A 13,893-nucleotide genomic window follows, 5' to 3' on the forward strand; every position below is an offset into this window, starting at 1 on the left:
GTTGAGGTGCGCCCACTCAGCGGCGATGTGGCGCTTGCCGACTCCGAATGGGCCGACGAGGACGGTCGTCCCCCAAGGAGCCTGGGACACACGCCGGTCCAGCACGGCCAAGTGGTGCCGTCGTCCCCAAAAACGCGGATTACGCGGCGGTACAACGCCCGGTCCGCGCCCAGGCCCCGGCCCCGGCTCAGAAATACGTGCCCGTGGAGCGGCCGTCTCATTGCTCACTCGGGCTCCCCGCAGTCATCGCATGTCCGCCAACCAGTCGTTGGTGGAACTCAGATGACGCAGCCCCACGCCTTCCTGCGCCCATCGCTCCCCCTTCACAAGAACGTCTACAACTGGTTCGAAGTGATGGCTTTCGCCTAGCCAATTCACCAAGGTCTCCGCCTCCTCCCGAGTACGGCTGCACTCCTTGCCTGGGAGAGGAGTGCCCACGGTGATCAGGTCCCGGTAGAGCACACGCGTGGGAACCAGCTTCAGGCCCAGTCCGACGGCTGCGTCCATCGCCTTGAGTGGGATCTCCAGACCGCTGACGTCGAGGTCACCGAAGTAGCGGATCTCACTGAACCGCGTTCTGGCGTGACCATCGGCGCCATGGTGGGTCGCGATGCTGCGTACCGAGGCCGTGAAGGAGCGGCCGACTCCCCAGGCCACACAGCCAATGCGGTGCTGGTGCTCAAGCTCGCGCAGCCGACGTACGAGCGACGTGTACGTGGCCGAGTTCTCGACGACGAGCAGAATGTCACCGCTGCTCAGCGACGTGCTCTGATCGCCCGGACTGAACCTGGAGAAACGGGCGTTGAGAAGAGGCGGGTCGGTAGGGAAAGCCCAGATCAACGCATAGAAGTCAGCACGCTTCTCGAACAACGGACCACCAAACCCCTTGTGATCCAGACATTTCTCGGGCTCCGGGAACTCCGCGGTGTACTCACGCTTCCCGAAGATCTCCAGCGCACGTTCCCTCAGCGGCACCTTCAGCACCGGGCCACGCAACGCGTGCAACCAGTTGCTGATGGCCCTGTAGGCCACCTCCTGTCTCGGAGTGACCTTTCGCTGTTCCTTGATCAGCTCATGGAGCGAGGGGTGATGAAGGGGCCGTCGACTCCTTCTGGGTTCCGGCGCCTCGCGTACGGGAAGCAGGTGGATCCCCGGCGGTTCTCCCGCCTTCTCGCGCATGAGCTGGACACGTCCGGAGGAGGCAAGGACAGCCAGACACCGGCGCAGTGTCTCCTCCTCCGGGTCGCTGTCAGGCCCTGCCCGATAGACGGCTCGAAGTGCTTCGAGCAGTTCCGGCACTCGGACCTGCTTCGCTTGATAGCCGTTCCACCTTCTCGACTCGGCCCACCGGTGAAGGCTCTCCAGCAGGTCTTCGGACAAGCGCTCTAATCCCGACATCACCCGACCGTCGCTTCGCTGGACGGGCGCTGGAAATAGCGGACGGCTGTGATGTCGCCCCCGGCTCCGTCCCGTAGGGAGGCGATGTGCCGCCCCACGGACCGGTCCGCCACCGAGAGGTACCGCCGCCGTGCCCTGAGGTCGGCGTCGTTGCGCATCCTGATGACGAGCGGGAAGACATCCAAGGCGGCCTTGTCGTACAGGCCAGTGGTGTAGATCAACTGGACGCCGAGCGCCTTGGCCACGGCTTGCTGGAGGCGGAGCAGGTAGAGGGCCGAGGCCCGGCCGATCGGGTTGTCAAGAAAGAGCACCCCGGAGTACTGGTGGCGTACCTGTCCCCGATCGTTGGCTCGGAGCGCGGCCATCGTGCAGTACAGGACGATGGCGGCAGTGAGGATCTGCCCCCCGGAGAAGATGTCCTTGGTCTGCGCCACCCGGACCCGCTCCACTGCGAGCCCGATGTCCGGCTTGAGCACGGTCACGCGGAAGCCTTTGGGCGCGACCGCAGCCTCGACACCCTTCAAAACGAGTTGACGGGCATCCCTGTTCCCCCGGCGGGCTTGCCCTTCCACCGCGGCGTCGTCGACGACCCGGCCCAACATTGCCGCGAGCACCTCGTCGGTGACCTCAGGGAATCCGATTTGCAAGAACTGCTGACCGGACCAACTGCCGAGTCCTTCCGGCAGTTGGGACAGTCTCTGGGCGCGCTTCAGGGTACGGAGCGCGTCCCGGACCTGCTGAACGAACTGAAGCACGATCTGCTTATGGTGCCGGCCGATTGAATCCAGGTCGATTTCCAGCGTCCGCAATCGGGGACGCAGGTCCACCGACCATGTCCCGGCACGGACGGGCAGTTCATCCCGCGCGGTGCTGAGCATGACGCGGCGGCTTGGAGACTGCAGTTCCTCGAACCGGGAGTCCGCCGCATGTGCAGCGAGACGGTCGGCCAGTGTCCGCTCGGCCGTCTCTGCCTCTGCTGCGGCTCGCTGGGCCTTGTTGTGTTCAGCGACCAACAGGTCGTGACGCTCACGAGCAGCGGCCGCATCACCTTCATACGCCGGGACCGTGCCGAGCAGTTGGGCCTGTTCCTCGGACGGCTCCCCGAAGAGATCGACCAGGATCTTGAAGGCGCGCGCCGTCTGACGGGCATCAGACTGCTCCTGAACCAGCTTCTCCAGGAGATGCCGCAGCTCGACGGCGAGCGCCGCGGCCTCATCCCGTGCCTGCTCCGCCGCCCCAACAAGCCGTTCGCCGTGTGCGGCATCATGCGGTGGCCCGAACGGTGCCAGATCGACGGGACCCGCGTCGGAGGAGGTTTCGCCGATTGCATCCAGCGCGGTCCGGCATCGCACCACGACCTCGTACAGCGCGTCCAGTTGGGCGCGCGCCGAAGCCACCTGTCGCTGAGCGCGTGACCGGCCGGCGTTCAAGGCGGCGGTGTCCACCCCGTCGGAGCCCTTGAGCAGCTCCCGCGCCATGACGCGCTCGCGCTCGTCGAAGGAGGCCAGCGCTTTCCCGGCGGCCTTCTCCTCCCGTTCGGCTTGGTCCAGGTCAGCCTTGAGACTCGCGCCCACTGCCACTCGGTCGTACTCATCGGCGGCCGCGCGGTAAAGGCGGCGCAGCACTTCCAGCGGCTGTTCCGGCATAGTGTGCTGCTCGGTCGCATCGCATTCGGATTCCCGGATGGGCAGAGCAGCCAGTTCCTCCTCGGTACGGGCTACCGTGCCCCGCAGCACGTCGACGGTGCGCCGGGCGTCGGCCGCGGCCTGTCGGGCAGTCTCGGCCCTGACGCGGGCATCGGCTGCGATTTGCCGTTGCTCGCGGGCCGCACTACGCATGTGCAGCGCTTCACCTTGCCAGTCCGCGATGCGTGCCGTCGAACGGACGAGCGCCCGCAGCGCATCGACACGGCGGTCCAGACGCAACTGGGTTTCCCCCAGGTCGGAAAGCTCTTCGCGTGCCGCCCGCAACCGCTCGGCCGTTCCCTCCCTGAAGTCCTTCGCGGCCGCTGCCATACCGCGGGCTGCAAGGACCTTCTCCTCTGCCGTCATCATCGCGTCGTGCAGCGCGGCGAGGCGCCCCGGTGGGTATGTCTCCCGCCACTGCGCGAGTCGGGCCGCAAAGAGCCCATGGGTGCGTAGCGTCTCGTCCAGCTCCATCAGTTGCCGGTGGTGCTCGTCCCGCCGGACTGTCAGCTCGAGACGTTCCGATTCACCGGCGCGCTCGTCGTACAGCGCAGGATGGGACGGTACGACAAAGGAGGATTCCGCGGCCGGACCGCCCTGCCCATGGAGTGCGGTCGTCGTTCCCAGGGCGAGGAAGCCGGTCACCGTGACGCCCTCGGATCCGAGGATCTCAGCGGCGAGCTCAAGCTGGTCGGCATCGTTGCAGAGCACACCCGTTGCCAACTGGGGATGACGCTCGACGAGTTCAGCGCGGCGCTCCACATCAGGGATGGAGGCGAGGTACTCCCACCCCGTGCAGGCGGGGACCTGCCGCTCGTGCAACAGATCACAGATCCGCACCGCCTCCAGCGACGAAGGCAGCAGGTCGTTCGTCTCCAATGAGGTGAGTGCGCGCTCGTCGGCCGCCATGGCAATGCGGACGTCGATCCGAGCGGTCTCGGCATCCCGCTGCGTCCGGGACAACCGGTCCGCGAGCCCTGCGGCCTCGATGTCGAGTTCGCCCGCCTCGCCGCTGTAGAGGCCCGCGTGCTGTAGATCTTCGGCGAGCCGTCGCATGGTGTCGTCGGCGGCCTTGTGCTCGCGGCGCGCGATGTCGTGGGCGTGGTCGGCTCCGGCCAGCTCACTGCGAGTTGTCTCGTACTCCTCTTCTGCCCGCTCGTACTCGCGCTCCAAGCGCTCCACCGCTCGCTCGCCTTCGACTACTCGCTCACGGTGAGCGGTGGCTTCGGACTGGGCCTCGGCAGCGGCATCCGTTACCTCCAGTCCGTCGGGTACAAGCCCCTCCCGCACCGCGGCCGCGATCTCCTCCCGCACCTCGGTGACACGGCCATGCAGGAACCCGGCCTTCGCCTCCCTCTCCGCCGCCGCCGCAATAGCCGAGTCGTGCTCCGTCTGCGCGCTTTGAGCTTCCCCGTCACACACGGTGGCGCGCTCACCTAGTTCGTCCGCCTCATCAGTCAGGTTGCTCACCATGCTGCGCAGCGCTTGCGACATGACACGCGCGGCCTCGTTGCGAGTGTCGAGCGCGGGGCGGGCCGCTGCCTCCGTCTCGGTGATACGCGTCCGTAGCCGCTGGGCGACGGCGACGGCTTCCAGGTCCCGGAGCACAGCGGGGAGGGCCTGCCAACCCTTCTCGATCGCTACGGCCTTCTCCCACTCCTGCTCGGCCGCGCTATGGTTCCGCTCTGCCTCCTCCAGCTGCAACTGGGCCAACAGCCTGGATAGTTCGGCGGCGACAGCGACGGCGTGCTGGTATCTGTCCTGCGCCCTGCGGACCTCATCCTTCAGCTGTACGACCCCTTGGTCCCGGTCCGCGAGCGCCTGCTTCTCCTGCGTGGCACGCGCCCTGATCTGTTGGATGAAGCGGTCCAAGGCGAGCCGAGTACCCCTCTGTTTCGCGTCGGCAGCGGTTCGCTTCTCGCGTGCCTCGCTCAGGGGCGCCAATACCGCCAGGGCTTCCTCGACGAACGTCTTCTCCAGCTCCATGACACCGCGGTCCGCCAGTTTGTCGGCGTATGTGCCCAGCACCTCGGCGAGGTCCCGGGCCGGCTGGAGCGGCAAGACGGCACTGAGGAGGAAATTGACGAACGCCTGGTCGCTGCCGAGTGAGAAGGCGTCGGCCGCCTCACCCTCGTCGTTGTTCATCGCCCGCTGGTAACGGAAAAGCTCAGGGTCGAGGCCCAAGGCCATGAGCCGATCCGTCCACTCTCCGTGGAGCTGGAAGTTGCGGTAGCCCAGGGCGGGTTCTTCGATGTCGGCGAGCCTGAGCCGCTCGCAGTACTCGGCAAGGCCGAGGTAGTTGTCATTCTCCTCGACCGGGAGAGTCTCCAGGTCGAGCGTGTGTCCCGGGCGGAAGTGGTACCAGCGCTCGACCAGATCGGACTCGTCGGATGTCCGACGGTCCTTCCACTGGCTCACCTTTCCGGTTACCAGCCGCTTGCCGCTGGCTGCGTGGGTCCATTCCAAGACGACGTGCGCCACGTCTCCGCGTCGTACGAAGCCTTCCAATGTCTGGGGGTTGCGGGTGCCTACGGCGTTTCGGCGCCCAGGGAGCACAACGGAGAATATGAGCTTGATCAGTACCGACTTGCCTCCGCCGTTCTCCAGGAACAGCACACTCGCCGGTGAGGGACGGCGCGGTGGCTCTTCGACGTCGAAGATGTCGCCCTGCCGACTATTGGCCACTGGGGCGCCGACCCCGCTGAAGTCGAGCAGGACTTTCTCGTATCGAGCGGCCTGCGGTCCCACCCCTCGCAGCAGGACGCGGGACAGCTCATACATGGAACAGTCCCTCGTCCGCCGCGCCTGGTGTCGTTGGGTCAGTGGTCCGATCCGCGGAGTCCTGCGGGGCTGTCCGCAAGGTGCCATGTGAGGAGATCGGTACGACTCCGAGGGCAAGCAGTTCCTCGAACGCGCTGGTCGCCGCCAGTTCACGGACCTGGAGTTGGTACCGCGGGGACGTCCGGTACCAGCCGTCCTGTCCTGCACCCGCGACCGCCAGGAATCCCTGCTCGGTGAGGAAGTTGAGGGCCCTGGTGATCATGCCCTTCGTCGAGTTCATCGCCAGCCTGCCGTCCTTGGTCAGTGCCGCTTCCGGCCGACGGGCGTACGCAGTCCACACCTTCTCCAGCTCAGGTGAGTCGGTGGGGGTGTCCCCCCCGGCGTCCGCGGCAGCCGCCTTCTCACGCAGCCGGTCACACGTGTCGCGTACGGCCGTGTCCACGGCTTCGGCGCTGACACGCCCCGTGTAACCGTCGTTGGCCAAATCGTCGGGGCGCGGAAAAGCCAGGGCAGCAACCGCGAGATGAATGATGCCGTGCAGCAGTCTCTCGCCCTCGCCACGCTGTCTGGCGACCCTCACGTAGTCCTCGATCTTCGTCTCAAAGACCGAGTTCGGCAGCGCCGCCAAGGCCACACCGATGTCCTCGGTGGCACCGAGGACCTTGAGCCCGAGGCCCCGAGCCGTACGTTCCACCAGCCCCTGGAAGTCGCTCTCGGTTCGGTACCTGACCACCAGGTCCCGGTAGGCCCGATCTTTGGCGGGCCGCTGCCGCGGACGCATGCCGAAGGCGATGAGCGTCGCGGCGTCCTCGGCGTCGTCCATCGTGATGACCGACGTCACTCGTCAAACTCCTCGTCTCGCGAACCGTCGTCGTCCCACTCGCCCTCCGGCGCCTTCAAGCTCACCCGGGAGATGAGAAGTTCATCGCCACCCACCGAAGGACCGTCGAGTTCACCGACCGCCGGGACCGCGATCAGCACGCTGCTGTCGCCGCGGAGTATGGCTTCACTGAGAGCCGGACTGAACGCGTGTACGGCATCGTGCGACACAAGCCGCTCGACCATCGGTCCGTAGCTACGCGCCTCGCTCAGCAGGGCGCTCAAGGGCCGACTCTCGTCCACAGCCAGGTCGATGAGCTTTCCCGCGATGCGCTGGTCCGCTTCGCTGAATCGCGGGACATCCCCGTCTCGTCTCACATCGGGTACGGGCACGGCTCCGGCGTACACGCTGTCATCCGAACGCACCGTCAACAGTCGACCCACGAGTGTGTTCAAGGAGGTCACCGCTGGCGGTGCGGGCGCCACCCCGAACCGAAAGAAGTCGGTCACCGGCGCCACGGCGAGGCCGACAGACATGCCGAGAAGCGGCACCAGCAGTTGGTTGAAGACATCGACCGCCGCGCGTTGGGGAGGCCCGGAGAATTGCTGGCGGTCCTGCTCCTCCCGGAACAGCGCTCCTGCGCCCTGCAATCTGGTCTGCAGCTGCATGTGCCGATGAATGCAGTCCCGAACAATGTCAACAAGCCCAGCTGCTTGCTGCTTCTTCCGCGCGTCACGCGCCCCATCACGGTGTTCGGTGATGTTGGTCAGGATGGCACTCTCGTGCCGGTACCGTGCCTCGATGTGCTCCAGCGCCTCCTCCAGCAGGGTGGGGACCTGCTGCTCCCAGTCGACTGTTCGCACGTCCCGCCGGGTGGCATCCAGATACTGCCGCAGGTACTCCCCGTATTGAACGGTCCGGTATCTGGCCTGCTCTGCGGCGAGTTTCGCATCTTCCAACCGACCGCGGGTGATGAGGTATTCGAGCTTGTGCTCGGCGGCTACCTGCGCTGACTCCACATCCGTGTCAAGCGCACCCACCAGAACGTTGATGGCTTCGTCTGTAACCCGTAAGTACACCTGCCCGTCGGAGGTGGAGTGCTCCACGAGCAGTTTGAAGTCGAAGTCGTAGCGGCTGTAGGCGCCTTCCCCATCCACCCGTCCGTACGTCCAGGTGAACCCTCGGTCGAGGGTACCGATGTTGATGAGTTTATGGAGCACCCACTCGGCTACGGCGCGATGCTCGTGCCCCCGCTGCTCCGGTACCTGGACAGCAGCAAAGTGACTGACCTGTTCGATGACCTTGGCGTGCTCCGCCCCTCTGTCGAAGTCCATGGCCATCGCGACCTGGTCGATGGTGTGCAGGGCGAGCTCCACCATGTGGTACGGACGGGCATCGACGCGCCCCAGGCTGCCCTTGTTGTCCTCCAGAGCCTGGAGTGGCGCTGTGCAGGCCAGTGCTTTTACCCTGCGGACGAGCCCGTCATCCGGCATGTTCACGGATGACTCCGCCGATTCACCACGCACAGCAGGCACTGTAACTATGCGCCGACCCACTCGGGCGAGAAACGCGTCGTTTCAGTCCTCCAGGCGAACGACCACTTTCTCTGCTGGGCCCGGTGCGAGGCCGCGCCCGCTCTCTCCGCCGCAGCACCGGCCCCGGCAGGATCTGCAACCCGAAACTCCGGCACCGCCGTGAATGGGAAAACCTGTCGGCTGGCATGCAAGTGCCCAGCGGTCGACGGCCCTGAGGCTCGACTACTTGAGGAATACCCCGGATCGGACGTCGATGATCGCGAGGCATCTCGACGAACCTCAGGCACCCGCTCTCGACTCACTGAAGCAGCATTGCCCATCACGACGACCGTCTTCGAGCGAAGGATCGTCGTCCCACAACGGGGATCCCAGCTACCTGACATTCAGTCAGGAAGGGCGTCATCTGAGCGTCGGCTCACCCAAGGCCACGGTGACACTGCCACTAGCTGGAGCGCCACATCACCATAACCGTGCAGGTCACGCCGCCTCTGGCAAGCACACGGCCCGCTCGACCTGTTGGCCAGCGGGAAACAGGTCGAGCGACATGCCCGGACTGCAGATCCCCAGGTCAACGCCTGTTACTTCACCGGCTCCAAAATCGCGACACACTCCACATGATGCGTCATCGGAAACAGATCGAACGCCCGAAGCGTCCGCACCCGGTACCCCCCGTCCCGGAAGTACCCCAAGTCCCGAGCCAACGCCGCCGGATCACACGCCACATACGCGATCCGACGCGCCCCCAGCGAAGCCAGATGCTCCACCGTCTTCCGCCCGGCCCCCGCCCGCGGCGGGTCGAGCACGATCAGGTCGACCTCCGTGATGCCCGTCCGCGGCAGCACGCTCTCGACCTTGCCCTGTTCGATGCGCACACGGTCGAAGTCGGCGAGGTTGTGCCGCGCGTCCTCCACCGCCCGCTTGCCGGACTCGATGCCGAGGACCGCGCCCTGCTCGCCGACCCGGTCGGCGAGGGCGCCGGCGAACAGGCCGACGCCGCAGTAGAGGTCGAGGGCCATGTCGCCCTTGCGCGGGAGCAGGCCCTGCATGACGGCGGTCACCAGGGTGTCCGCGGCCTTCGGGTGGACCTGCCAGAAGCCGCCGTTGCCGACCCGGTGGGTCCGGCCGTCCGCGCGCTCGCGGACGAAGGGGCGGCCGTGGACGCGGTGGACGCCGCCGGAGCGCTCGTCGACGCGCAGGACGGACACCGGGCGGTCCAGTTCGACCAGCGGGAGGCGGGCGCCCGGCTTCGGTGTGAGCACCACCTGGCGGTCCTGCGAGCCCGTCGCCGCGATCGCCTCGACGGAGTCCATGCCGGTCCAGTCGCGCTTCTCGATACCGAGCTCGCTGACGCCCTCCGCGGCGATCATGCAGTGGTCGATCGGCTCGACCTCGTGCGAGCGGTGCCGGCGCAGACCGGCGCGGCCGTCGGCGGTGACGGCGTACTGGACGCGGGTACGCCAGGCCGGCACCTGCCCCGCGGGCACCTTGTCGCCCTCGGCGGGCACCACCGTGCCGTCCCAGCCGGCTTCCTCCGGCGTGAGCCCGGCGAGGTGCTGGAGCTGCTCGGCGATGACGTCGGCCTTCAGGCGGCGCTGCGCGCCGGGCTTGGCGTGCTGCCAGTCGCAGCCGCCGCAGCGGCCGGGCCCGGCGAAGGGGCACGGGGCGTCGATGCGGTCCTTGGAGGCGTCGAGCACCTCCACCGCGTCCGCGCGCAGGAACCGCGCGCCCTGCTCGCCCTCGGTCACCCGCGCCACGACCCGCTCACCGGGCAGGGCGTGCCGTACGAACAGCACCTGGCCCTCGGACGTGCGGGCGATGCAGTGACCGCCGTGGGCGACGGGGCCGACCTCGACCTCGTACTCCTCCCCCACCAGCGACTTCCTCGGTTCTGCCTGCATGGCGGGGTGACTCCAAAACGCGTGAGGGGCAAGGGCCGTACGGAGTACGGCCGGACAACAGCCCACCAGTCTACGTGGCTGCCGTCCGGCCGTTTCACACGAGTTCACATGAGCCGTCGCCTCACGACTTGTGCTCGGAGGACTCCTTCGGCCGGACCTGCGCCGGCCCTCGCCGCACCGAGCCGGGCGCGTTCCAGTCCTGCTGCCTGCGGGCCCGCCGCTTGGCCGCCTCGGAGGACTGGAGCTGGTACGGCACCGAGGTCACCATGATCCCCGGTGTGAACAGGAGCCGGCCCTTCAGCCGCAGGGCGCTCTGGTTGTGCAGCAGGTGCTCGTACCAGTGACCGACGACGTACTCGGGGATGATCACGGAGACCGCGTCGCGCGGCGACTCCTTGCGCAGGCTCTTGACGTACTCGATGATCGGCCGCGTGATCTCGCGGTAGGGCGAGTCCAGGACCTTCAGCGGTACGTCGATGCCGCGCCGGTTCCACTCCTCCTGGAGCGCCTTGGTCTCGGCCGGGTCGACGTTGACGCTCAGGGCCTCCAGCGTGTCCGAGCGCATCAGCTTGGCGTAGGCGAGGGCGCGCAGCGTCGGGCGGTGGATCTTGGAGATCAGGACGACGGAGTGGACGCGGGAGGGCCGTACGCTGTCGTCGCTCGGGCCCTCGGGGGCGGCGATCTCCTCGGCGACCCGGTCGTAGTGCTTACGGATGGCCGTCATCGTCGCGTAGAAGATCACCATGCCGAGCAGGGCGACCCAGGCGCCGTGCGTGAACTTCGTGCCGAGGACGACGACGAGTACGAGGCCGGTGAAGAAGGCGCCGAAGGTGTTGATGGCGCGCGAGCGGATCATGTGGCGGCGCTTGGCCTGGTCCGTCTCGGTGGCCAGGTGGCGGTTCCAGTGCCTGACCATGCCGGTCTGGCTGAGCGTGAAGGACACGAACACGCCGACGATGTAGAGCTGGATCAGGCGGGTGGAGTCGGCGCCGTAGATCCACACCAGCAGTGCGGCGGCGCCCGCGAGGAGCACGATGCCGTTGGAGAAGGCCAGGCGGTCGCCGCGGGTGTGCAGCTGGCGCGGCAGGTAGCGGTCCTGGGCGAGGATCGAGCCGAGCAGCGGGAAGCCGTTGTAGGCGGTGTTCGCGGCGAGGAACAGGACCAGCGCGGTGGCCGCGGCCAGGATGATGAACAGGAAGCTGCCCTTGCCGAAGACGGCTTCGGCGACCTGGGAGATCACCGGGTTCTGGACGTAGTCCGGGCCGAGCGGGACGCCGTTGTGGACGAGGTCCGTGGCCGGGTGCTCGGCCATGCGGACGTCACTCGCCATGGCGAGGCCGATGATGCCGCAGAACATGGTGACGGCCAGCAGACCCATCAGCGCGAGGGTGGTCGCGGCGTTCTTCGACTTGGGCTTGCGGAAGGCCGGGACGCCGTTGGAGATCGCCTCGACGCCGGTGAGGGCGGCGCAGCCGGAGGAGAAGGCACGCAGGAGGAGGAAGACTAGGGCGAAGCCGGCCAGCCCCTGCTGCTCGGGCTTGATGACGTAGTCCGCGGTCGGTGCCCGCATGGTGTCGTCCAGGACCAGTCCGCGGAAGGCGCCCCAGGCGATCATGGTGAAGACGCCCGCGACGAAGATGTAGGTCGGAATCGCGAACAGCGAGCCCGACTCCTTCACTCCGCGCAGGTTCATCAGTGTCAGCAGCACGATGACGGCGATCGCACAGAGGACCTTGTGCTCGACCACGAACGGGATCGCGGAGCCCAGGTTCTCGATGCCGGAGGAGATCGACACCGCGACGGTGAGGACGTAGTCGACGAGCAGCGCGCTGGCGACCGTGAGGCCTGCCTTGGGGCCGAGGTTGGTGTTCGCCACCTCGTAGTCGCCGCCGCCGCTGGGATAGGCGTGCACGTTCTGCCGGTACGAGGCCACCACGGTGAACATCAGCACGACGACCGCGACGGCGATCCACGGACTGAAGTGGTACGCCGTCACTCCCGCGATCGACAGGACCAGCAGGACCTCGCCGGGCGCGTACGCGACGGAGGACAGCGGGTCGGAGGCGAAGACGGGGAGTGCGATGCGCTTAGGCAGGAGCGTTTCGCCCAGCCTGTCGCTGCGCAGTGCGCGCCCGATCAGGATCCGTTTGGGCACGTCGGTCAGTTTGGACACAACAGAGGATCGTAAGCGTTCGATCGCGGGCTCGACCACCCGCCACCCCTCATCGTGTTCCGTCTGCTCTCCGAGTGAATTCAGGGGCGGGTGCGGATGCGGATTCCGCAGGTCACCCGCTTCACATGCCTATATGACTAAGCCCTGTCCGCTTCGCCCGTCGCCACTCCGGAGGTTCCATGCACCCGACCGCAGAGCTGATCGGCGCAGCGGCCGCACTGGTTGTCCTCGGAATCCTCACGTTGGCGAGTGTGCGGAGCATCGGCCGCCGCAGGGAAGCACCCCCGGGCGAGCACGAGGAGGACGTGGCCATGACCAGGCACCACCGCCGGTTCTCGTCCGTGCTCGCACCACAGCAGTGAGAAGACGAACTGCTCAGGGGGCTCCCCACGACCTTGAAGTCCGCAGGGGGCATCGAGCTCAACATCACGAGCTTCGCTCGCACGGCCGGTTTCCGACGCCGGCCCGCTCCAGTTCCGCCACCCGGCCGCGCAGTTCCTCCCGCCCTATGGCCGCCGCCCGGGTCGACGGGACCGTGCAGGCGTACGCGCCGGCCACCGTGCCGTACAGGGCGCACCGGTGGGGTGGCTCGGCGTTCAGCCAGGCGTGCAGGAAGGCGGCGGCGAAGGCGTCGCCCGCGCCGTTGGAGTCGACCACCGGGGCCGGAGGCGGGGCGGCGGGTACGTGGGTCAGGTCGCCGTCGGCCAGCAGGTACGCCCCGTCCGCCCCGGCGGTGGCGACGACCGCCCGGGCCCGGCCCCGCTCGGCGATCCGCCGCATGGTGCGCTCCGGGTCGGCCAGTGCCGCGCTGGACAGGAACACCAGGTCGGCCTGGTGGGCGAAGGGTTCGTGGTAGGGGTTGGCCCCGTCCCAGTCGTGCAGGTCGGTCGAGATCGTGATGCCGCTCTCGCGCAGGGCGGGCAGCGCGTGGGCGCACGGCTGGGTGATGACCACGTGGGCGTGCCGGCTGGCGGCCGCGAGCTGTCGCAGCGTGGCCTCGGGCAGCCGGTCCGTGTCTGCGGCGCGCGTGGCGTCGTAGAGGGACACGCGTCTGCCGTCGGGGCCGACGAGGTTGACCGCGCGCTTGGTACCGAGCGGCTGGGGGACGGCGGTGAGGGCGACGCCGTGGTCGCGGTGCAGGGTGCGGACCAGGTCGCCCTCGGGGTCGTCGCCCAGCATGTCGAGGTGGTGTGTGCGCAGCCCCAGCGCGTTCGTCCCGAGGGCGAAGAAGTCGCCGCTCTGGCCGGCCCGCGTCACGATCCCCGGCCGGATCATGTGGCTGTCAGCGAGTGGCACGGGCAGTTCGGGCACGTGCACGATCGTGTCCACACCCGCGCCGCCCAGGACGAGAACGTCGATCTCGGTGCTCATGGCGTATTCCTCCCCCGTCGATACCCCGGCACAAGCCCTGCCCAGGGGCCGGCACGGCCACACCCCGCCCTGGCAGGGCCCTGGGCAATCCCCTGGACTTTGCCGATACGTTGGACTCGGGCGGCCGAACGCGGGAGCACCGGACCCGAGGGACGTCATGGCGTGATCCCACCGGCATGATGTTGCATGGCGGTGCGCACTCAGGCCGCGACGTGGTGCCTGGCGAGCCGAA

8 protein-coding genes are annotated in these 13,893 nt (G+C 67.7%); 1 reads left to right on the top strand and 7 read right to left on the bottom strand.

Annotation, left to right across the window (positions count from 1 at the left end):
• Positions 1–243: 243 nt before the first annotated feature.
• The 6 genes from IE97_RS0109990 to IE97_RS0110015 form a co-directional block, all read right to left on the bottom strand.
• The gene (locus IE97_RS0109990; RefSeq protein ID WP_158708266.1) at positions 244–1,380 is read right to left on the bottom strand and encodes a hypothetical protein; all 1,137 of its coding nucleotides are present in this window, start codon (positions 1,378–1,380) and stop codon (positions 244–246) included.
• Between the two features lie 17 nt (positions 1,381–1,397).
• A complete protein-coding gene (locus tag IE97_RS0109995; protein WP_030235110.1) occupies positions 1,398–5,864 on the bottom strand; it encodes a hypothetical protein in 4,467 nt (1,488 codons plus the stop codon).
• Positions 5,857–6,705, bottom strand: a complete 849-nt coding sequence (locus IE97_RS0110000; protein ID WP_199809803.1) for a hypothetical protein — start codon at positions 6,703–6,705, stop codon at positions 5,857–5,859. The genes IE97_RS0109995 and IE97_RS0110000 overlap by 8 nt, the downstream gene beginning before the upstream one ends.
• Positions 6,702–8,177: a hypothetical protein gene (locus IE97_RS0110005; RefSeq protein WP_234331795.1), complete on the bottom strand. Its 1,476-nt coding sequence runs from the start codon at positions 8,175–8,177 to the stop codon at positions 6,702–6,704. The genes IE97_RS0110000 and IE97_RS0110005 overlap by 4 nt, the downstream gene beginning before the upstream one ends.
• Positions 8,178–8,797: 620 nt before the next feature.
• Positions 8,798–10,117 (bottom strand): class I SAM-dependent RNA methyltransferase, encoded by a 1,320-nt coding sequence (locus IE97_RS0110010; RefSeq protein WP_030235117.1) that lies wholly within the window; start codon positions 10,115–10,117, stop codon positions 8,798–8,800.
• Positions 10,118–10,238: 121 nt separating this feature from the next.
• Entirely contained in the window at positions 10,239–12,290 is a 2,052-nt protein-coding gene (locus IE97_RS0110015; protein ID WP_030235119.1) for an APC family permease, read from the bottom strand.
• Positions 12,291–12,469: 179 nt separating this feature from the next.
• Here IE97_RS0110015 and IE97_RS0110020 point away from each other — a divergent pair, with 179 nt between their 5' ends.
• Entirely contained in the window at positions 12,470–12,652 is a 183-nt protein-coding gene (locus tag IE97_RS0110020) for a hypothetical protein (protein WP_030235123.1), read from the top strand.
• Positions 12,653–12,716: 64 nt separating this feature from the next.
• Here the strand turns inward: IE97_RS0110020 and IE97_RS0110025 are convergent, their stop codons facing one another.
• Positions 12,717–13,661, bottom strand: a complete 945-nt coding sequence (locus tag IE97_RS0110025; protein ID WP_030235126.1) for a PfkB family carbohydrate kinase — start codon at positions 13,659–13,661, stop codon at positions 12,717–12,719.
• Positions 13,662–13,893: the final 232 nt, after the last annotated feature.

This window comes from Streptomyces sp. NRRL S-455, assembly GCF_000717875.1.
Taxonomy (GTDB): Bacteria; Actinomycetota; Actinomycetes; order Streptomycetales; family Streptomycetaceae; genus Streptomyces.